The following is a 20,813-nucleotide window of genomic DNA, read 5'->3' on the forward strand; positions in this document are numbered from 1 at the left end:
CCTCCTCCGCCACGCCGGTGTTTCCCGTGCCGGGCTGGGAGCGCTACCAGGGCCTGCGCCTGCTGGGCCAGGGTGGCATGGGCCAGGTGTTCCTCGCCTACGATCCGCGCCTGCGCCGGCACGTGGCCATCAAGTTCGTCAAGGGCGAGGACGGCGACCTGTCGCGCCGCTTCCTGTCCGAGGCGCGCGCCCAGGCCCGCGTCGCCCACGAGAGCGTCTGCCAGGTGCACGAGGTGGCCGAGGTGGACGGCCGCCCCTACATCGCCATGCAGTTCATCGACGGCGTGCCGCTCGGGCAGCTCGTGGGCCAGCTCACCGTGGAGCAGACGGTCCAGGTGATGCGCGACGCCTGCCGGGGCGTGCACGCCGCCCACCGCGCCGGGCTCATCCACCGCGACCTCAAGCCGGGCAACATCCTGGTCGAGCGCACCGAGGACGGCCGGCTCAAGGCCTACGTCATGGACTTCGGCCTGGCCCATGACGGCACGGCCACCGGCGCCACCGCCACCGGCTCCGTGCTGGGCACGCCGCAGTACATGTCCCCCGAGCAGGCCCGGGGCGAGGTGGGCCGCCTGGATCGCCGCGCGGACGTCTACAGCCTGGGCGCCACGCTCTACCAACTGCTCACCGGCCACGTCCCCATCTCCGGCGACAACGGGCTGGAGGTGCTCAGCCGCATCCCCACCGTGGAGCCCCGCCCGCCCCGCGCGCTCGCGCCCGGCCTGCCCGAGGACCTGGAGGCCATCGTCCTCACGTGCCTGGAGAAGGACCGCGCGGCCCGGTACGACTCGGCCCACGCGCTCGCCGAGGACCTGGAGCGCTTCCTCGTGGGCGAGCCCGTCCGTGCGCGCGCCCCTGGCTGGGCCTACCGGCTGCGCAAGCACGTGCGCCGGCACCGGGTGGCCGTGGGCGCGGCGGCGGTGGCGCTCGTGGCGGTGACGGGCGCCCTGGGCTGGACCGCGGTGGCTCGCCAGCGCGCCGCCGCGCGCGAGCGGCTCATCCGCCACTTCACCGAGCGCGTGGAGCACATCGAGGCCCAGGCCCGTTACTCCGCCCTGTCGCGCCTGCACGACGTGCGCGCCGATCGCGCCGAGCTGCGCCGCGCCATGGCCTCGCTGGAGGAGGAGATCCACCGGGCGGACGACACCGTCCAGGCCGCGGGCCACTACGCGCTCGGACGCGGCGCGCTGGCGCTCGGCGACCCGCACCAGGCCCGCGAGCGACTGGAGCGCGCGTGGGCCCAGGGCTTCCACGAACCGCGCGTCGCCTGGACCCTGGCCCTGGTGCTCGGGGGGCTCTACCGCGAACAGCTCCTGGAGGCGGAGAACCTCCCCTCGCCCGAGCGGCGCGAGTCGGCCCGGCGCGCGCTCCAGGAGCGCTACCGCGCGCCCGCCCTGGAGTGGTCACGGCGCGGCGCGGGCGCCGAGGTGCCCTCGGCCGGGTACATGGCGGCGCTGTTGGACTTCCACGAGGAGCGGCTCGACGAGGCCCTGCGCCGGCTCGACGCGGAGGGCCCCGGACGCCCCTGGTTCCACGAGGGGCTCCAGCTCCGGGGCGATCTGCTCATGCTCCGGGCCCGGCACCGCTGGAACCGGGGCGACACGGACGGGGCCCGCGCGGACCTCACGGCCGGCCGGGAGGCCCTGCGCGCCGCCGCCGCCACCGCCGAGAGCCTGCCTGCGGTGCACGAGTCCCTGGCGCGGCTCGAGTACACCGAGCTGGTCCTGGAGCTCTACAGCCGGGGCGACATCCTCCCCGCCTATACGCGCGGCCTGGAGGCCGTGGCGCGCATGGCCGCGGTGGCGCCGGACTCGCCCGAGGCGCGCTTTCGCGAGGCGCGCTTCCACAACCGGCTGGCGGAGTTCCGGCTCAACCAGGGCGCCGACGCGGAGGCCCCGCTCGACCAGGCCCTCACCGCCGCGCGCGCCGCCCTCGCCCTCGCCCCCGGCCACACGCCCTCCCGCCGCGAGCTGGCGCAGGGCCTGTTGCGCCGCGCGCGCTCGCTCCAGGGCCGGGGACTGGAGCCCGGACCCGTGCTGCGCCAGGCCCTCGAGGTGCTCGAGCCCATTCCCGAAGCGGAGCGCGACTACGAGTTCCACGCCCTGCGCGGTCTACTGTTCCGCGTCTGGGTGGACCACACGGAGGCCACGGGGGGCGATCCCTCCGCCCCTCTCACCGAGGCCATCGCGGCGTACCAGCGGGCCATCGCGCTGGACGAGCGGCTGCCGGACGCGTGGATCAACCTGGGCCAGGCGTGGCTCAAGCACGCGGGGCTCGCGAGCACGGCCCGGCCCGAGGAGGATTTGGAGCAGGCCCGGCGGGCCCTGGAGCGCGCCCAGGCCCTCAACCCGCGCAACTTCGTGGCGTGGTTCCTCGGCGGCACCCTGGAGTTCGAGCGAGCCACCTGGCTGCGCCAGACCGGCGCGGATGCCCGGCCCGCGCTCGTCACCGCGGCGGCGCACTTCCAGCGCGGCCTCGACATCAACCCCCGCGTGGCCCCGCTGCACAACGGCCAGGGCATGGCCTTCGCGGAGCAGGGCCGCGAGGCGTGGGAGCGCGGCGAGGACCCCGAGCCCCTGCTCGCCCGGGCCCAGGCGGCGTACGCGCGGGCCGTGGAGGTGGCCCCCGGCCAGGGCTGGGGACAGAACAACGCGGGCGAGGTCCATGCCGCGCGCGCCGGCTACCGGCTGCTCCAGGGGGAGGACCCGAGCGCCGAGGCCCGGGCGGCCGAGGCGGAGTACCTGCGCGCCGTGACCCTGCTGCCCGGTCAGGCGACGCCCTGGGCCAACCTGGCCAAGGTCCGCGTCCAGCGCGCGGCCTTCGTCCTGGAGCACGGCGGAGACCCCCAGGCGCTGCTCGCCCAGGCCCAGGAGGCGCTCACCCAGGCCTTCCAGCGCCACGCCGACGAGGCCCAGGCCTGGTTCCACCAGGGCGAGGTCCATGCCCTCCAGGCGCGCTTACAGGGTCGGCGTCGGGCCCCGGACACGGGCGAGGCCTTCGATCGGGCGACCCGGGCGCACGAGAAGGCGGTCCAGCTCGCGCCGCGCAACGCGGACTACCGGCTCGCGCTCGGGCACCTGGAGCGCGAGCGGGGACGCTGGCTGCGCGCCTCGGGCCAGGACGCGGCCCCGACGCTCCAGCGCGGCCTGACCCTCGCCGAGGCGCTGCTCGCCGCGCGCCCCACGTGGACGGAGGCGCTGTGGCTCAAGGCCAGCCTGCTGGAGGCGCTGCGCACGCCCGACGCCGCGCTCACCGCGAAGGTGCTCGCGGCCAACCCGCATCGGGCGCGCTGGTGGCGCGGCCAGTCCTCCGGGCCCTGAGCGCCAAGCCTACGGCCGGGCGGGCTCCAGACCTCCGCTCGTGTGCACGTCCAGGCTCCCGGTCTTCGAGTCCCGGCCATCCTCCTCGCAATCGGCGACGCCGAAGCACAGCGAGTGACAGCCGCCCGTCGGGCCCACCGTCTCCACCTGCGTGGCGCCCGAGTCCTTGAGCAGGATGGTGGTCGCCCCACTGGTGAACGGCGAGCCGGTGCCGCCCACATGCAGCGAGACCGGGCGCTCGCACGCCGACACGAACGTCACCTGGGCTCCCGATTGGAGGCGCTGGTCCTTGGGCGCGAAGCCCTCACACGACAGCGTGTAGGTCAGCGACGTCTGGGGGGCCATCAGCCGCGCGGGGCACTCCAGGCGCTCCCGCGAGCCCTCGGCGGGCCCGCCCGGCGCGGTGCTCCGACACGCCAGTCCCGCGCCGACCACCAGGGCCCATCCCAACACGCTCCCGCTTCTCGACATGCGCACCGTGCTCCTCCTTGACGACGGGCTCACTCCGACGTGGAGCGCAGCCCCAGTTCCTTGAGGCGACGGCCCAGCGCCCGCCTGGACACCTCGAGCCGCCGCACCATCGCGTCCAGATCCCCCCCGCACTCCCGATGGCACCGGGTGAGCTCCTCCACGCCCAGCTCCCCCGCGGTGCGCAGCAGGGTGCCGCGCTCGATCCGGTGGTAGATGGACGTGCGGTGGATGCCCAGCCGGTCCGCGGCGGCCTGGAAGTCCCACTCACAGGCGCGCAGCGTGGCGAGCAGCTCCTCCTCGGGGATGTCGGCGGGCTTGCGCCGCGGGGACGGGGCCGCGGGGGCCGGGCCTCCGGGTAGCACGCTCGCCACGGGCGCCAGCTCCTGCTCGAGCTGGGCGTCCATCTCCAGGCGCGCCCGACCCCGGCCCCCAATCACGAGCTGGCGCGCCACGTTGCGCAGCTGCCGGATGTTGCCGGGCCAGTCATGCCCCAGCAGCCGCACCGCCAGCGCCACGGGCAGCCACGGCTCGGCCAGGGCGTCCTCGGGCTCCAGGCGCCGGGCCTCGCCGAGCGTCTCCAATTCCTTGCGCGCGAAGTGGTGGAAGAGCGGCCCGATGTCCTCGCGCCGCTCGCGCAGCGGCGGCACGCGGATGGAGAAGCCCGCCAGCCGGTGCAACAGGGGCGCCTTGAAGCGGCCGTCCTGGATGCGCTGCTCGAGCGCCGCGTCCGTGGCCGCCACCAGGCGCACGTCCACGGAGAAGGGCGCGCGGTCGCCCACGCGGAACACCTCCCCCGTCTCCAGCACCCGCAGGAGCATGACCTGCACCTCGGGCGGCGCCTCGCCCACCTCGTCGAGGAAGAGCGTGCCCCCGTGCGCCGCCTGCATGAAGCCCTCCTGGTCGCGCACCGCGCCGGTGAAGGCCCCCTTGCGCGCGCCGAACAGCTCGGCGGCGGCCAGCTCCCGGGGAATGGCCCCCAGGTTCACGCTCACGAAGGGCTTGTCCTTGCGCGGACTCCGCGCGTGCAGCGCCCGCGCGATGAGCTCCTTGCCCGAGCCCGTCTCACCCCGGATGAGCACCGGCACGTCCAGGTCCGCCACCTGCTCCACGAGCCGGCGCACGCGCTGCAACCCCACACTGGTGCCCACCATGCCCAGGGCCTCGGCCGCGTCCCGCATCGTGGGGTCCGCCTGGTGCAACATCAGCACCACGCGCCCGGCCAGCTCCAGCGGTACGCCCGCGGCCACCTGCTCGGCGGAGAACTCCCACGGCGCCTCGAGCGTCCGGCCCGCCACGGCCGTCTGCCGGCTGGGACCGGGATCCACCCGCACCCCGCCGTCCGCGCCCGGCGAGAAGACCAGGGGCCGACGGCTCACGCACGGGTCGGACAGGTGCGCGCCCAGGGCCTGGCCCGGCCGCAGGAAGAAGGGCTCGTTGCGCGACACCTCCACCGCGCGGCCCGAGGCCAGGGCGGACAGCAAGAGCCGCTCGCCCACGCGGCGGGACACGGGGTGCGAGGCAATGGTCAGCGCGGGGACGAGGACGGGGGTCGGCTCGCCCTCGCGGCCCGGGAGGGCGTTCGCGGTGGAGATGTCCGGAAGGGGGGGCACGCGCGCCCGAGTCTATACCCGGCCCGGGGGACACGGCGGGGGACCGGATTCACGCGTGAATCCTCCCGCGTCCACGCGTGAAAACGGGGCCGGACCCGGGGTGCAGGGCCCGCGCGCGGCCGCCTCCCTCGGAGCCCCCGCCCCGGCCGGGCTGGCCCCGGCGTTGCAATTCGGACGTTCCGCGTCGGTGCACGTCGCGCCGACGAGGACCCAGGAAGCCCCCATGCCCCAGACCCAGCTTCCCGCGAACTTCGCGGGTGTTCTCTCCATGTCCGCCGGCCAGCAGATGGATCTCGGCGTTCCCGTCCAGTCGCTCGATGGGCTCGGTGCCTTCACGGTCTCCGGGTGGTTCCAGGTGCCCACCACCCAGGACACCGTCACCGTCCTGTCCCAGGGCGACCTGTTCGGCTTCTCCTTCTACGAGCGGCGCGCCACCGTGACGATGCGCGGCGGCACCGTCGCCCTGCGCATGGCCCAGGCGCTGCCGGCCGGACAGTTCCACCAGCTCGCGGCCATCTACACGCCCGGGCAGAACGGCGCCAACAGCACCCTGGCGTTCTATGTGGATGGCGCCTGCGTCGAGCAGGCGTCGATCAGCCCCGCCACGCCCGCCAGCGGCGCCCCGCCCCACCTCGTCGTCGGAGCGGTGAGCCAGGCGGTGGCGGTGCGCCGCGTCTGGCTGACGGACACCGCGGTGGACGTGGACCAGGTCGTCAACACGCGCTTTGGCACCACGGGCACGGCCCCCTTCGCCACCCAGAGCACCTGGGACTGGGGACAGGTGCCGGCGGCCATCATCGGCGCGCCCACGCCCGTGGCGATCAACGGCGCCACGCCGAGCCTCACCACCCCGGGCCTCGTGCTGGGTGCCTCTGGCACGGCGAGCATGACGCCCATCATCCAGACGAGTACCAACGCGGTGACGCTCCAGGGCTGGTTCTACTTCCCGCCGAGCGTCTCGTCCGCCCAGGTCGGCCAGGAGCAGACGCTCGTGCTCGTGACGAGCACGCCCAACAACACCCGCCTCACCGTCACCCCCCAGGGCAACGGGACGTGGGCCCTCAGCGCGGCGATGGCGAACTACGCCTTCGGCACGAGCAACCTGACGCTCGCGGGCTGGCACAACCTGGCCGCGACCTGGGTGAGCGGCGGCGATGCCTACATCTACCTGGACGGCACGCTCATCGAGCACAGCATGCAGGGCGTGACGTTCTCGCTGAGCACGCCCTCGCTCACCGTGGGCGGCGTGCCCGCGTCGGGCGGCGGCGCCACGGGGGTCTTCCGCGGCTCGGTGCAGAACGTGGCGTTCTGGCCCATCGCGCTGCCGGGCGAGGACATCCAGGCATGCCTGATGCCCTGGTTCCCCATGCAGGACATCGACCCGGTGGCCGTCTGTGATTTCACGCAGAACCCGCCCCTGGACGTCGTCAGCGGCTCGACGCTCACCCTGGCGGGAGGCGCCTCCGTCCAGGACATGCTCTGGCCCGCGACCAGCACGACGCCGGCGCCCCAGATGCTCGTGGCCCAGCCCAAGCGGCGTCAGTCGTTGAAGAACCTGCGTCCCCAGAACCCGCCCACGGCGGACCCGGCCCTCTACTCGCAGCAGAAGGAGAACGACCTGCTGCAGAGCCTCCGGGGCTCCCTGGCCCAGGCGGGCAACGATCCGCGCGTGGCGACCCTGGGACCCGATCTGGAGGCGCAGCTCAAGGCGCGCTTCGCCCGGGGCCGCGCGGGCAACCCGGACCTCACGGGCATCGTGCACACCGAGCAGCAGGGCAACGAGTGGATCACCTTCTACTACGCGGAGAACGGCCCCGAGGCCATCCACCGGCGCGCCGTCACGAACTCCCGACTCGACTCGTGCACGAACTGGGTGGTCGACTTCACGGCCACGGCCTTGTTCGGCCTGCTCGGCATCATGGGCATCCCGCTCAGCCGCGGCGTCGCGGTCAAGGCACTGCAGAAGCTGCTGGGCAAGGCCGCCATCTGGAAGGCGGTGGGCAAGGTCATCGAGGGCACCCTCACCTCCAAGTCGATCGTCGCGCTGGTCAAGGCCATCTACGACAACGGCGGACTGACCGCCTTCGTGAAGGCGGTGCTCGACGGGGTGTCCTGGTGGGACTTCCTGTGGATGGTGGCGCAGGTGATCATCGAGCTCGTGGGCCTGCTGGTGCCGGGCGCCGAGGAGGCCCTCATCGTCGCCAAGTGCACGCTCGTGGTCGCCCAGCTCGCCGTGGTGGCGTCGCACAAGCCCGCGAACTGCCCGAGCTGAGGTGAGAGGACATGCCGCGCCCGGACGCCGCTCCGGGCGCGGTTGTCTTCACGATCTTTTGGACAGGGCGTCAAATCCATCCACACTGAGAGGCCCCCCCGCGCCCAGACGTGGCGCCCTCCAAAGCGAGCCCTCTCGATGAATCATTCGACTCCAGCGCTGGTGCTGGTCCTCAATACCCTTGTGTCCGGAAGCCTCTCGCTGGGCCTCCTGGCTTCCAGCACGGTCCACGCCCAGACCGCTCCGCAACTCGTCATCCTCGGCGTGGATGTGGACTACGCGGGCTCCACGCTCTACGTCCATGGGGAGAACTTCACGTATGGCTCGAACCCCGCCGTCACACTGGCGGGAACCCACGCCCCCGTGCTGTCCCTCTCGGACACGGAGCTCGTCGTCTCGCTGCCTCCGACCCTGATGGGAGCCGTGGGCTCGTATCAACTCAAGGTGACCACGGGGAGCATCCCCGCCCAGAACGATGTGTTCGCCCTCACCCTGGGCGCCTCGGGGCCTCGCGGACCCGTGGGACCTCCGGGTGCGCAGGGTGCTCAGGGTGCTCAGGGTGCTCAGGGGAACGCGGGTTCCCAGGGGCCGCAAGGGCTCAAGGGCGAGACGGGCGCCACGGGGCCGCAGGGGTTGAAGGGAGACACGGGGCCGCAAGGTATCGCGGGCCCCACCGGGCAGACAGGCCTCACGGGCGCCACGGGGCTCCAGGGCGCCAAGGGAGACACGGGCGCGCAGGGGCCCGTGGGTCCGCAAGGCCCCGTGGGTCCGCAGGGCACCTCGGGCATCATCACCGCCATCTATACAGCTCAGCAGACCAGCGACGTCAGGGTGACGGGATATCGATGGACGTCCGTCCCTGGCACGACCATCAACTTCATCCTGCCCCAGGCCGCGACGGTCGACTTCGAGGCCAATGGCTCGATTCAGGGCATTGAGGGCAACCGAGGCAATGCCTCGCATTGTGGCTTCCGCTTCATGGTCGACAACGTCACCTATGGCACGACCCAGTACGGCGACGTGCTCGTGGGGTGTGGAGCGGGTGCGACCAGCGCGGGGTGGTGGTGCCCCTGGATGATGCGCCGGACGCTTCAACTGGAGAGCGGCAACCACGTCGTGACGGTTCAGCAGACCGGTTGGGCGAACACGACCGCCGGATGCAGCAGCGAGGCCAAGGACGACTCCGCCACGCGCCTCCGGATGACCGTGCGCTGAAGTTCAGGCGCCACACCCGATGCGGGCCCCCATGCACCGAGCCCCATCGGGAGCGGAGCAGGCGCGGGACGTGACGCTTGAGGCTCTTGAGAGCGCCATGGTAGGGCCAAGGGCATGCCCGCGCCTTCAGCCCTGGTGCTCGAGTTCCCCGCGATGCTCCACGGACATCTGGGCGCCATCCGCCGCGACGTGAGGGCGCAAGGCAAGGCGTGGGCCCGGGAGTACCTCAAGACGGGTGGCTTCACCCAGCCCAAGCGCATGATCCAGGTACCGCCGGGTGGGTTGTTGCTCATGCACTCGGGGGCGGAATTCGACATCAACCCCCACGAGCGCTGGCGTCCTCACCTGCTCCATGGCGTCTTCCCGAGCATGAATGACGGCGTCCCGGACGAGGCGAGTTCGCTCATGGAAGAGGCGTTCGAGACCTTCTGTCTGAGCACTCCGTGGGGTGCCCTCGACCATGCCGTCGCTCCGCTGCCACTTCGAAGCGCGCACCGCATGGCCAGGCGGCTCGCCGCGCTGCTGCGCTTCTGGGACGTCCTGCGGCTCCCGCGTTACGCGTACAGGGTTGCCGACACCCACCACACGCTTGATGAACTCATCGCCTATCTCTACCGGGAGACGATGGATGCCTGGTGCCCCGGAGGTCCCGCTTCGGTCCGCGAGCATCTGACGTTGATGGTGGAGCGCATGGCGCGCGCGACCCGAGAGGACTGCCTGGAGGCCTTGCTCCGGTTGATTCCGATCCTGGTCAAGATGGACACCGGGCTCCGGCACCGAGAACAACTCAGTGACCCGCGCGTCCTGCGTGAGCGCCTTCTCGCGCTCCCGACAGCGGACTTCGATGATGTTTCCAGCGGGAACAAATACACAGTCGCCACACAGTTGAGCGCCTGGGACAGGGCATTGGCGCGGCGGGACCGGCCGCCCCACGACTGAGGGTGGCAGGCAGGCGTTCGGGGGCCTTGGCGTCCGCTCGTCCTGGACAGGGAGTGAACCCCTATCCACAATGCAACCCCTCTCACGCGCTCAGACATGGAGCGCCCACACCCAGAAGTGAGCCATTCCAGTGACTCGTCACGCTCCAGCCCTGGCGCTGGTTCTCAATACCCTTGTGTCCGGTGGTCTCTCGGTGAGCCTCCTCGCGTCTGGCGCGGCGCAGGCCCAGACCGTTCCGCAGATGGTCATCCTCGGCGTGGATGTGGATTACGTGGGCTCCACGCTCTACATCCATGGCGAGAACTTCACCAACGGCTCGAACACCGCCGTCACGCTGGCGGGAACCGATACCACCGTGCTGTCCATCTCGGACACGGAACTCGTCGCCTCGCTTCCGGCGACCTTCCTCGGCGCCGTGGGCTCGTACCAGCTGAAGGTGACCACGGGGAACACCCCCACCCAGAACGATGTGCTCGTCATCACCTTGGGAGCAACAGGGCCTCGCGGGCCCGTGGGCCCTCCGGGCCCCCAAGGCCTCAAGGGAAACACGGGTAGCCAGGGGCCTCAGGGCCACACAGGGGCGACCGGTGCCACGGGACCGCAGGGCGCCAAGGGAGACACGGGCCCGCAAGGTATCCCAGGTCCGACAGGGCCCATGGGCTCCACAGGCGCGACCGGAGCAACAGGCCCCCAAGGGCCCAAGGGTGACGTGGGCCCTCAAGGCCCTGTTGGACCGCAGGGTGTGTCGGGCATCATCACCGCCATCTATACGGCGCAACAGATTGGCGTTGTCGAGACCCGTGGATTGCAATGGACCTCCGTGCCTGGAACGACCATCAACTTCACGCTGCCCCGCGCCTCAACGATTGACTTCGAAGCCAATGGCTCCATCAGCGGGCTTGCAGGCAACCATGGCAATGCCTCCCATTGCGGCTTTCGCTTTCTCGTTGACAACGTGGCTCATGGAGATCCTACGTATGGCGATGTGATGGTGGGGTGTGGAACAGGCGCGAGTACCGCAGGTTGGTGGTGTCCGTGGACCATGCGTCGGACACTTCAGCTGGGGAGCGGCAATCACGTCGTGACCGTTCAACAAACAGGACAGCAGGATCTCCCGACAGCGGGGTGTCGTAGCGTCCCTGGGTCTTACTCGGCCGCCCGCCTCCGGACAGTTGTCCGGTGAGAACCCCTCTCACGCTCGGGTCACGAACAGTCCAGCGCCCTTGAGCGTGTTTCAGCCCGGGTCCGCCGCGAGGCCACACAGGTAGTCGCCAAAGCCTCCTCGGGCCCGGGCATCCTCCCGGGAGCTTGTGCGCACCCGGCAGCGCGCGCTCCACGCGATGTCCGCCCCCGTGCGATCCAGCGCCCGCACGAGCGCCACGTCCTCGTGCGCCACCAGTGCGAGCCAATTTCCAGCACGCAGGTCATCAAGGAAGGCGCGCGGGCTCGTTGGTGAACAGCGTATGGAAGAGCGTGGTGTCCGGGGGCTCCCTCGAACCCGCGACAAGCGGCACGGGCGTTTCCAAGGTTTCACGAGGAACCGCGCTGTAGCCGAACACGGTCTCGATCGTCCTGGCGACCATCCGCGCCGGAATCGCCATGTCGGGTGGAGGCGGCTCGAAGCTGACGACGGGGTTCCGCAAGCGACCGTCGATGCCGTCACACACCACACCATGCACGACGTAGACAGGCGCCAGCAGGCTGACACAGCCCACGACAATCCAATTGGAAGTGGGAGCCAGCGCGGCCTTCGGCGGGTAGACGATGCAGCGGGGACCTCCGTCGTGCGTCGAGTATGTCTCCCCGATGAGGAACGACGGAAGCGCCTGGCTCAAATGGGCCCTGAACTGCCTCCAGGGCGCCATGTCCTCCAGCCACTGCGTCCACTTCGCCTGGCGCTGCTCGGTTTCTGGGCTCATCGCCAAGGCGGAGTGAAGTTGACTGCCTGATTCGTAGTAGCGCTGAACGGTCGCCAGCAATTCTTCGGTCGAAGGGCTCACGTGATTCTCCGTCCGTCAGGCACCAGGCGCGGGGATGCCAAAAACCACCGGCTTCGCCCGAGGGTCACACGTCCGCATGACCCGCGAGCCTATGACCGCGGCGCTCAGCCGCGTGTCGTACGCAGTCCGGACACTGGTGCAGAGGGTGTAGAGCGGAGGTGGAATCACCCGTGTCATTGACGAGAGGACCGCATAGGCAGCCTCGTTGGCGCAGTCCGCCGCGATGCGCTGAGCGACAGCGGTGGACATGAGCCCGAGTTCGGTGTTGGCCACGGGCATCTCGACGCCAATCGGGCACGTATAGGACTCATGGGTACCGCCATTGTTGATCCGCGCATGAACACAGGCCACGCGCCATCCACCCGACCCCGCACCCGAGTGGGAAACGATCGTGGTGAACTGGAAATGCACGGGCTGTATCCGGCCCGTCACCGTGGACGCACAGCCCGAAGCCAGGACGAGGAGCAGCAACGGTTCGCGCAGGCGCATCGTGGCGGAAGACTATTCCGCCGCGAGGCCACACAGGTAGTCGCCAAAGCCTCCCCGGGCCCGGGCGTCCTTCCGGGAACTCGTTCGCACCCGGCAGCGCGCGCTCCACGCGATGTCCGCCCCCGTGCGCTCCAGCGCCCGCACGAGCGCCACGTCCTCGTGCGCCGCCAGCGCCGGAAACCCTCCCGCCCGCGCGTACGCCGCCGCGCTCACCCCCAGGTTCGCCCCGTGGATGTGGGAGTGCCCATCCGCGTCCACGTACGCCGCCTCGTAGCGCTGGCGCACACGCGCCGCGTGCACGGACCAGTCGTCCACTTCCACCACGCCGCACACCGCATCCGCCCCCAGCGCGAGCTGCACCGCGAGCCAGTCCGGATGCACCTGCGTGTCCGCGTCCGTGTGCGCCAGCCACCGCGCGCCGTGGGACAAGAGCCACTCGGAGCCCACCGCGCGGGTCTTGCCCACGTTGCGCGCCTCCACGCACAGGATGCGCACGCCCCACTCCCACGCCACGCGCGCGGAGCCGTCCGAGCAGTCATCCAGCACGACCATCACCCGCACCGGCTCGCCGCCGAGCGCCGGGTGCCGGGACGCGCACAGGACCGAGGCCAGGCACGCCTCCAACCGCTCCTCCTCGTCGTGCGCCGGAATCACCACCCCGATCATACGAGGTGCTCCCGCCTCGCCACCGACGCCGGGTCCAACGACCACGTCTCCAGGAGGAAGTCCTCCTCCGCGAGCCGCGACAGGCGGTGCAGCCCCTCGCCCTCCCCGAGCATCGCGTGCACCTCGTCCCCCGTGAGCGGGGCCTCGGCGATCCGGTGCCGCCAATGGCAGGCCACCAGCACCCCGCCCGGCGTCAGCGATTGCACCGCGCGCTCGCGCACGAGCCGCAGCTCCCCGGCGTCCAGGTAGTAGCCGAACTCGCCAATGACAATCAGGTCGAAGCGGCCCTCGGGCCACTCCGCGGGCAGGAGCCGCCGCTCCACGCGCACGTGCGACAGGGGCGCGAGCCGCCGCGCCGCCACGCGCACCGCCGCCTCGCTCCCGTCACTCACGAGCAATTCGTCGCACCGCTCCGCCAGCTCCCCGCTCGATTCGCCAATGGAGCAGCCCGGCTCGAACGCGCGGGCATAACGGGCGTGCGGCAGCACCGCGAGCGTCAGCGCCCGCTTGCGCCGCTCGTACCAGCGCCGCCGGTACTCCCACGGGTCCTCGCTCGCCGCGTACATGCGCTCGAAGTGCTGCATGGACACGCTCATGTGAGGACCACCTCGAAAGGACGCAGCAGCCGCGCCAGCACGTAGGGCGGCAGGATGGGGGCCTTGCCCGTGGACGGGTCCGGGTCCAACTGGCTCACGTAGGCCGCCGTGGCCCGGCGCTTGAGCGTGAGCGTGGGCTCGTCCAGGAGGATGCGCCGCGCGCGCGACCAGGGCACCCGCGCGTCCCCGGGCTTCGCCCAGTGCCAGGTCCAGATGGGCACTTCCACCAGGTGCGCCTCCAGCGCCGCGCACGCGCGGAACGCGGCCCGCCCCACCGCCTCGTGGTCCGGGTGCCCGTCCAGCCTCCAGGTCGCGAACACCACGTCCCCCGGCTGGAGCCGCTCGCCGAGCAGCCCCATGAGCCGCGACTCGTGCGCCGTGATGCCGCCGTCGGGAATCTCCAGCCGCTCCACGTCAACCCCGGCCAGCCCCAGGCGCAGCAGCGCCTCCTGGGTCTCGCGGGGGCGCGCCGTCGCGAGCCGGTCCACGGGCCACAGCGAGGAGCCTGGATGGCTCGCCGTGCCGTCCGTGACGGCGACGAGCACCACCTCCCGCCCGAGCCGGCCGAGCCGCGCGAGCAGGCCGCCCGTGCCCAGCACCTCGTCGTCCGGGTGAGGCGCCACGATGATGGCCCGGCGTCCACGGGGCACGAGCGTGGCGGGATCCACCGCGGGCAAGAGCTCCAGGCCGGACCACGACGCCCACTCCCGCGCCGAGGTGCCCTCGCCCACGATGCGCCGCGAGTTCACAGCGTCCATAGGCCCTCCCCCTGCACCACCACCTGGCCCGCCTGCGCGTCCAGGTCCCGCTCCGCGTGGCTCTGGCGCACGAAGACGGGCAGGTCCGCCAGTCGCCGGGCCATGCGCGCGTCCCGGCAGTAGGGCCCGGCGCCCAGCGCGCGGCCCGCGTGGTGCAGCACCTCCTCCACCGCGGCCTCCACGCCCGCGCGCGCGCGCCGCGCCACCAGCTCCGCGTCATCCCGGGGGTGGGCGTCGATCCACACCGCCGCCTCGCGCAGGGCCGCCCGGGCGCACACGAGCGCCGTGTCCACCGCGCCCAGGTGCGCGCGCGCATGGGGCTCCTCGCGCCGCAGGCAGTGGCCGCGCAGGGCCTCGCCCACCGCCATGGCCGCGCCATACCAGCACGCCGCGATGCCCGCGCCGCCCTGCCAGAAGCCCGGCCGCTTCACGTAGCCCCCCGGCGCGCCCACGCGCGTGCCCGGAGCGTTGTCGAAGAGCACGTCCACGCTCGCCGTGGAGGCCATGCCCACCGCGTTCCAGCCCTCGTGCGTCACCCGCACCCCGGGCTGCTCGAGCGCCACGGCCACCAGGCACTGCCGGCCCGCCTCGTCCCAGGCCGTCACCAGCGCGTGGCTGACGCTCGCCGCGCCCGAGCACCACATCTTGCGCCCCGACAGCGTCACGCCACCGTCTGGCCGCTCGGTGAGCTGGAGTCGCGCCTGGGGAGGCTCGGCCGCCCACACGCCCCAGGTGCTGCCCTTGGGCGGCGCGTCCGCGCCCAGCTCGGCGAGGATGGCCAGCGCATCCGTGTGGCCCTCATAGAGCTTCACGAGTCCCAGGTCGAAGGCCGCCACGGAGGCCAGCGCGCGCCAGCGGCTCAGGGTCCGGCCGTGACCGGGCAGGGGCAGCCGACCGAGCCCGCTCGTGACGAGCTGCCCGAGCCACCGGCCCGGACCGTGCTCGCCCGGGTCCGTGTCCAGTCCCGCGAGGACCGCGTCGAGGGACATGTCTGAGAAAAGTTTTTCCACGGCCACCCGCCTCACCCGTCCAGAACCCACACCGTCGTTCAAGGTAAGAACGCGGAGGGGCGGGTGCCACGGGCCTCACATGGCGAGGGGGCGGGACTCCTCGCTCACGGGCAGGACGATGACGAAGCGCGCGCCGCCGCCGGGGCGATTCTCCGCGTGGAGCGTGCCGCCGCTGCGTGAGACGAACTCCCGGCACAGCGCGAGCCCCAGGCCCGTGCCCTTTCCGGGCGGCTTGGTGGTGAAGAAGGGCTCGAAGAGCCGGGGCAGCACGTCCGCGGGGATGCCCGGGCCGTTGTCGTCCACCTCCAGGCGCACGCCCTCCTCCACCCGCCACGCGCGCACGGCGATGTGGGCCAGGCAGCGCGTCTGGCACATCTCCACCGCGTCCGCCGCGTTGATGAGCAGGTTGAGCACCACCTGCACGATGTGCCGGTGCCCCAGGCGCACGAGCGGCAGGCCCGGCTCGAGCGCCAGCGACACCTCGCCCCGCTCGCGCAGGCGCACCGAGGCCATGCGCGTGGCCTCCGGCAGCGCGACCTCCAGCGCCCCGCCGCGCTCCTCGCAGGGGCCGCCCGCGCGCGAGAAGCCCCTCAGGTCCATGACGATCTGCTGGATGCGCAAGACGCCCTGCTGCGTCTCGGAGATGACCTGGAGCAGCTCGTCGCGCACGCGCGGCAGCTCCTCGCCGCGCACCTCGTGCTCCAGGTAGTTGAGGTTGGCCTTCACGAAGGCCAGGGGGTTGTTCACCTCGTGCGCCACGCCCGCGGCGAGCTGCCCCACGAGCACCAGCCGGTCCACCTCGGCGCGCTCGCGCTCCGCGTGCCGCCGCCGGCGCTCGCTCTCGGCGAGCCGCTCGAGCATCTCCAGCTTCTCGCGGTGGGCCACGCGCTGCGCCTCGCCCATGCGCCGGTAGGTGCGCGTGCTGAAGAGCGCCAGCCCCACGAACAGGCCGATGCCCGCCACCTGCGGCAGCACGGTGGTCAGCGGCATCTCGTGCCAGTGGCCCATGAGCGCCACCGCGCCCATCGTCGACACGCCGCTCACCACCGTGGGGAGGCGCGCGTCCGGCGTGAACATGGCCACCAGGAGCGGCAGCGCGGCGAAGGCGTGGAAGTAGGGGCCCCGCACCCCGCCCGTCAGCGTCACGAAGGCCGCGGACCCCACCAGGGCGATGAACCCCGCCACCACCGCCGTCGCCTGCGGCGCGAACAGCCCCGCCCCCACCCCCAGGCCCAGCAGCAGGTAGCTCGCTCCCCAGAGGCACTGCATGATCACGAGCGGCGGCGAGACCGTGCGCGTCACCAGGCAATGCACCACCAGGCCCGCCGCCAGGAAGAGCGCGCAGACGAAGTAGTTCCTCCGCTTCACCCGAAGCAGGGCCTTGGATGTGAGCGAATCTGCCGTCATGACGCGGAAGGGACCCCCCTGGGAGTTCCCACGAGATACGGGGTAGGCAGATTATTCCACGACCCCACGCCTCTTAGCCAGCGCGCCCGGCTTCAGCGGGCCCGTTCTAGCGGGCCCGTTCTAGCGGGCTCTTACGATGCGCCGCGTCTTGCCCAGGCGGATGCCGGAGGGCGCGCGGGCGGGCTGCCCCCGGGCGCTCGGCGGGAGGATGGGGTCCGGGCACACCGCGCGCAGCCGGCAGCCCTGGCACTCCGCGCCGCTCCACACCGACTCGAACATCGCCGTGGTGCGGTCGATGACGTCGAAGTCCTCGGTGACGAAGCCCAGCTCGAAGTTGCGCACGTCCTCGCCCTTGGCCCCGAGCCCCGCGCCGGTGAGGTTCGCGCTGCCCAGGTAGGCCCACGCCCCGTCCACCAGCACCGTCTTGAAGTGCACCCGCGGGCACACCTTGAGCCCGAGGCCCCCCGCCACCAGCCGCGCGCGCCGATCGAACTCCGCGCGGAAGGGCCGGCTGGGCAGCTCCGCGTGGAGCAACCGCAGCGCCACGCCCCGCGCCGCCAGGCCGTCCAGCACCTCCAGGAGCGGCACGTAGCGGCCCCGCTGCTCCACGTACATGGCCTTCACGTTCGCCGTGGCGATCCACACCGACTCGCGCGCGTGCGCCAGCCGCTCGAGCACCACTTCCCGGTACAGCTCTCCGCCCGCGAGCAGCTCCGCCTGGATGGGACGCATGCCTACATGCTCGCACATCGAGCCGGGGCGCGTCCAGGCGTCAACAGTCCCCGGGGCGGAGCGGATTGGGGTAACCGTCAGGATGACGTAGAGCCTGGGAGTGGTTGAGACACGACGGGGGGAACTCTTCCCGAGGAGGAAGCGATGCGCGTGGTGAGCACGAAGGAAGAGCAGTCGCGAGCCAACCCCTTCCAGGAGATGTTCGAGCGGCTGCGCGCGCGGCGCTGGGAGCAGGCGCGCACGAGCGCGGCGGAGCGGGTGGAGCGGCTCAAGAAGCTGCGCGCGGCGCTGGTGGCGCGGCGCGAGGCGCTCTACGCGGCGCTGCACGCGGACTTCCGCAAGCCGGAGGCCGAGGTGGAGTCCACGGAGATGCTGCTCGTGCTCATGGAGCTCGACCATGCCATCAAGCACGTGGGCGGGTGGATGAAGCCGCGGCGGGTGGGCACGCCCCTGTTGCTCACCGGCACGAGCAGCCAGGTGCGCTCGGAGGCCAAGGGCGTGGTGCTCGTCATGGCGCCGTGGAACTACCCCTTCCAGCTGGTGATGGCGCCGCTGGTGGCCGCGGTGGCCGCGGGCAACTGCGTGTGCCTCAAGCCCAGCGAGAAGACGCCCCACACGTCCGCCTTCGTGGCGGCGCTCATGCGTGACGTGTTCCCCGTCAACGAGGTGGCGGTGGTGGAGGGGGGCGCGCGCGAGAGCCAGGCGCTGCTCGAGCTGCCCTTCGACCACTTCTTCTTCACGGGCGGGGCGCGCGTGGGGCGCAAGGTGATGGAGGCGGCGGCGCGGCACCTGGCCGGGGTGACGCTGGAGCTGGGCGGCAAGTCGCCCGTGGTGGTGGACGACACGGCGGACCTGGCGGCGACCGCCGAGCGGATCGTCTTCGGCAAGTTCATCAACGGCGGGCAGACGTGCGTGGCGCCCGACTACGTGCTGGTGCCCGCGGCGCGCGAGGAGGCGCTGCTCGGCCACCTGCGCGCGGCCATCGAGCGCTTCTACGGAGGCAGCGAGGAGGCGCGCCGCGCGAGCGCGGACTTCTGCCGCATGGTGGATGACGGGCAGTTCGCCCGGGTCAACGGGCTGCTCGAGCGCTCGGTGGCGCAAGGGGTGCGCGTGGTGGTGGGCGGCCAGGTGGACGCGGCCAGCCGCTACATCGCGCCCACGGTGCTCGCGGACGTCAAGCCCGACACCGCCATCATGGAGGAGGAGATCTTCGGCCCGGTGCTGCCGGTGCTGCGCTACGAGTCGCTCGACGACGCCATCCGGCTCATCCGCGCGGGCACCAAGCCGCTGGCGCTCTACATCTTCAGCCAGGCGACGCCCACGGTGGAGCGGCTGCTCGCGGAGACGAGCGCGGGCGGCACGTGCGTGAACACCACGGTGGTGCACCTGACGAACACGGAATTGCCCTTTGGCGGCGTGGGCGAGAGCGGCGTGGGCAACTACCACGGCGAGTTCGGCTTCCGCACGTTCAGCCACGAGCGCGCGGTGCTCAAGCAGGGGCCGCTCTTCCTGCTCAACCGCTTCTTCCCGCCCTACACGAGCAAGGGCCGGAAGATGGTGCGGCTGGCCAGCCGCCTGTTCGAGTAAGGAGGCCGGCGTGCTCACCCTGGACGCCCATCCCCTGCTGGACGCGGTGGTCTTCGAGACCACCTTCCCCGCGCCGCTCGCCCAGAGCCCCTCGCCCGAGTGGCTGCGCGCGGGGCTGTCTTCCGAGTTCCCCGCGCCCCTGCGCGCCGACGACGCGGTGCGCACCGCGGTCAGGGACTTGCTTCGCCACGGGGGCTACAAGCCCACGGGCCGGGGCAAGCCGGCGTCCGAGTACCTCGTGCGCGCCGCGGGCGAGGGCGCGCTCGGCTCCATCAACGCCGCGGTGGACGCGTGCAACGGGGTGTCGCTGCACAGCGGCCTGCCCATCAGCGTGGTGGACGCGGAGCGCGCCCGGGCGCCCTGGCGCGTGGGCGTGGCCCCGCCGGGCAGCACCTATGTCTTCAACGCCTCCGGGCAGAGCATCGACCTGGGGGGCCTCTTGTGCCTCTTCGACGCGGAGGGCCCCTGCGCCAACGCGGTGAAGGACGCGCAGCGCACCAAGACCCACGCGGACACGCGCCGCACGCTCACCGTGGTGTGGGGCACGCGCGCCCTGCCGGGACACGCCGCGCGGGCGTTCGCCTGGTACCGGGAGCTGCTCGAGCGGCTGGGCGCGGTGGTGGAGCCGCGGTCCTGAGCGCCCCGGAGCTGGCGTCGCTGCTCGTGCAGGCCGCACGGGCCCTGTCGGCCACGTGGGGCCGTCCGGTGCTGCTCGGCACGCCCGAGACGCTGGAGGGCGGCGTGGTGCGGGCCCAGGTGCGCGGCGGCCCCGTGCCCGGGGTGCTGCTCAAGCACTTCCCGGAGGAGCCCGTGCGCGGCTTCGACGACTGGGCCGGCGCGCAGTACCTCACCCACCGCGGCCTGGAGGCGGTGCCGCGCTTCCTCGCGGGCGACGTGGCCGCGCGCTTCTTCCTCCAGGAGGACCCGGGCCCGGGCCGCACCCTGGAGGAGCTGTTGCGCGGCCGGGACACGCGCTCGGCCACCGGGGGCCTGCTCGCCACCGCGCGCATGCTCGGCCAGCTGCACGCCTCCACCCTGGGCGCCCAGGCCAACTACGAGCTGGTGCGCCAGGCGCTGCCGCCCCGCCCCGAGCGCGTGCGCATGGAGGAGGCGCGCTGGCTGCTCGAGCACGAGGACCGGCTCAAGCGCTGGCTCCAGGCGGTGGACGAGCCCGTGGCCCCGGGCACCCACGCGGACCTGGAGACGGTGGCGCGCGCCCTGGCGGACCCGGGCGACCTGCTCGCCTTCACCCAGGGCGGGCTGTCCCCCGCGGGCGTGCTGCTCACGCTCGGCGGCCCCCGGCTGCCGGGGCTCGGCGGCTCGGGCATGCGCCACGCGCTGCATGACGCCCTGCTCTGGCTCGTCACCCTGCCCCTGCCCGAGGAGCTGCGCGCCCGCGCGGACATCACCCACCGGCTCGCCCTGTCCTCGCGCTGCGCGACGGCCCAGGTGGACGCCGAGTGGGCCCGGGCCCGCGCCACGGTGGTGCTCGCGCGCACGGTGACGCTCCTGCAGGCCCTGTCCCCGCGTCAGCTGGAGGCGGAGTCACCCCCGGGGGGCGCCCCGTCCCTGCGCGGCACGCTCCTGCACCACCTGGCGCGCTGCCGCGAGTCGCTCGAGCCGCTCGACGCCTTCACCGGGCTCGGCCCGAGCCTCGGCCGGCTGGAGGCGCGGCTGCGCGAGCGGTGGACCGTCACCCCCTTCGTGTGGCCCGCCTTGCGCGCCCCCGGCGGCGGCTGAG

Annotated in this window: 19 protein-coding genes; 8 read left to right on the forward strand and 11 right to left on the reverse strand. The window is 72.5% G+C overall.

All coding sequences use genetic code 11. The features are described from left to right. Positions 1-26: 26 nt before the first annotated feature. The gene (locus I3V78_RS38305; RefSeq protein ID WP_204496095.1) at positions 27-3,320 is read left to right on the forward strand and encodes a protein kinase domain-containing protein; all 3,294 of its coding nucleotides are present in this window, start codon (positions 27-29) and stop codon (positions 3,318-3,320) included. A 9-nt stretch (positions 3,321-3,329) separates the two neighbouring features. On the opposite strand, the gene I3V78_RS38310 is transcribed toward I3V78_RS38305, so the two are convergent. After that, positions 3,330-3,791: a hypothetical protein gene (locus tag I3V78_RS38310; protein WP_204496097.1), complete on the reverse strand. Its 462-nt coding sequence runs from the start codon at positions 3,789-3,791 to the stop codon at positions 3,330-3,332. A gap of 29 nt (positions 3,792-3,820) precedes the next feature. Beyond that, complete coding sequence (locus I3V78_RS38315; RefSeq protein WP_204496105.1) at positions 3,821-5,401, reverse strand: sigma 54-interacting transcriptional regulator; 1,581 nt, start codon at positions 5,399-5,401, stop codon at positions 3,821-3,823. Between the two features lie 223 nt (positions 5,402-5,624). Between I3V78_RS38315 and I3V78_RS38320 the strand changes: the two genes are divergently transcribed. From I3V78_RS38320 to I3V78_RS40425, 4 genes are all read left to right on the forward strand, one after another. After that, positions 5,625-7,673: a LamG-like jellyroll fold domain-containing protein gene (locus I3V78_RS38320; RefSeq protein ID WP_204496107.1), complete on the forward strand. Its 2,049-nt coding sequence runs from the start codon at positions 5,625-5,627 to the stop codon at positions 7,671-7,673. Positions 7,674-7,811: 138 nt separating this feature from the next. Continuing rightward, positions 7,812-8,888: an IPT/TIG domain-containing protein gene (locus I3V78_RS38325; protein ID WP_204496109.1), complete on the forward strand. Its 1,077-nt coding sequence runs from the start codon at positions 7,812-7,814 to the stop codon at positions 8,886-8,888. Positions 8,889-9,002: 114 nt separating this feature from the next. Continuing rightward, positions 9,003-9,827 (forward strand): hypothetical protein, encoded by an 825-nt coding sequence (locus I3V78_RS38330; RefSeq protein ID WP_204496110.1) that lies wholly within the window; start codon positions 9,003-9,005, stop codon positions 9,825-9,827. Positions 9,828-10,068: 241 nt separating this feature from the next. Then, positions 10,069-11,010 carry an IPT/TIG domain-containing protein gene (locus tag I3V78_RS40425; RefSeq protein WP_420840466.1) on the forward strand — a complete coding sequence of 314 codons (942 nt, stop codon included), beginning with the start codon at positions 10,069-10,071 and terminating at the stop codon, positions 11,008-11,010. 51 nt (positions 11,011-11,061) lie between these two features. On the opposite strand, the gene I3V78_RS38340 is transcribed toward I3V78_RS40425, so the two are convergent. The 9 genes from I3V78_RS38340 to I3V78_RS38380 all read right to left on the reverse strand — a co-directional run bounded on the left by I3V78_RS38340 (position 11,062) and on the right by I3V78_RS38380 (position 17,485). Next, on the reverse strand, positions 11,062-11,223 hold the full coding sequence (locus I3V78_RS38340) for a hypothetical protein (protein ID WP_204496111.1): 162 nt from the start codon (positions 11,221-11,223) through the stop codon (positions 11,062-11,064). A 31-nt stretch (positions 11,224-11,254) separates the two neighbouring features. Then, positions 11,255-11,827 (reverse strand): hypothetical protein, encoded by a 573-nt coding sequence (locus I3V78_RS38345; RefSeq protein WP_204496977.1) that lies wholly within the window; start codon positions 11,825-11,827, stop codon positions 11,255-11,257. 15 nt (positions 11,828-11,842) lie between these two features. Next, positions 11,843-12,316, reverse strand: coding sequence for a hypothetical protein (locus I3V78_RS38350; protein WP_204496112.1), 474 nt, complete (start codon positions 12,314-12,316; stop codon positions 11,843-11,845). Positions 12,317-12,328: 12 nt separating this feature from the next. Continuing rightward, positions 12,329-12,982 carry a glycosyltransferase family 2 protein gene (locus I3V78_RS38355; protein WP_204496113.1) on the reverse strand — a complete coding sequence of 218 codons (654 nt, stop codon included), beginning with the start codon at positions 12,980-12,982 and terminating at the stop codon, positions 12,329-12,331. Next, positions 12,979-13,578, reverse strand: a complete 600-nt coding sequence (locus I3V78_RS38360) for a class I SAM-dependent methyltransferase (RefSeq protein WP_204496114.1) — start codon at positions 13,576-13,578, stop codon at positions 12,979-12,981. Before I3V78_RS38360 ends, I3V78_RS38355 begins: the two co-directional genes overlap by 4 nt. Beyond that, positions 13,575-14,336 (reverse strand): PIG-L deacetylase family protein, encoded by a 762-nt coding sequence (locus I3V78_RS38365; RefSeq protein WP_204496116.1) that lies wholly within the window; start codon positions 14,334-14,336, stop codon positions 13,575-13,577. Before I3V78_RS38365 ends, I3V78_RS38360 begins: the two co-directional genes overlap by 4 nt. Then, positions 14,324-15,325, reverse strand: coding sequence for an acyl-CoA dehydrogenase family protein (locus tag I3V78_RS38370; RefSeq protein WP_204496117.1), 1,002 nt, complete (start codon positions 15,323-15,325; stop codon positions 14,324-14,326). The genes I3V78_RS38365 and I3V78_RS38370 overlap by 13 nt, the downstream gene beginning before the upstream one ends. 96 nt (positions 15,326-15,421) lie before the next feature. After that, positions 15,422-16,753: a sensor histidine kinase gene (locus tag I3V78_RS38375; RefSeq protein WP_204496119.1), complete on the reverse strand. Its 1,332-nt coding sequence runs from the start codon at positions 16,751-16,753 to the stop codon at positions 15,422-15,424. 120 nt (positions 16,754-16,873) lie between these two features. After that, positions 16,874-17,485 (reverse strand): phospholipase D-like domain-containing protein, encoded by a 612-nt coding sequence (locus tag I3V78_RS38380; RefSeq protein ID WP_204496121.1) that lies wholly within the window; start codon positions 17,483-17,485, stop codon positions 16,874-16,876. 144 nt (positions 17,486-17,629) lie between these two features. Here I3V78_RS38380 and I3V78_RS38385 point away from each other — a divergent pair, with 144 nt between their 5' ends. From I3V78_RS38385 to I3V78_RS38395, 3 genes are read left to right on the forward strand one after another with little or no spacing between them, the layout of a single operon-like run. After that, positions 17,630-19,072, forward strand: coding sequence for an aldehyde dehydrogenase family protein (locus tag I3V78_RS38385; RefSeq protein ID WP_204496122.1), 1,443 nt, complete (start codon positions 17,630-17,632; stop codon positions 19,070-19,072). A 10-nt stretch (positions 19,073-19,082) separates the two neighbouring features. After that, the gene (locus I3V78_RS38390) at positions 19,083-19,709 is read left to right on the forward strand and encodes a hypothetical protein (RefSeq protein WP_204496124.1); all 627 of its coding nucleotides are present in this window, start codon (positions 19,083-19,085) and stop codon (positions 19,707-19,709) included. Between the two features lie 26 nt (positions 19,710-19,735). After that, positions 19,736-20,812 (forward strand): hypothetical protein, encoded by a 1,077-nt coding sequence (locus tag I3V78_RS38395; RefSeq protein WP_204496125.1) that lies wholly within the window; start codon positions 19,736-19,738, stop codon positions 20,810-20,812. Position 20,813 lies beyond the last annotated feature (1 nt).

Origin of the sequence: Archangium primigenium, assembly GCF_016904885.1 — a bacterium.
Taxonomy (GTDB): Bacteria; Myxococcota; Myxococcia; order Myxococcales; family Myxococcaceae; genus Cystobacter; species Cystobacter primigenius.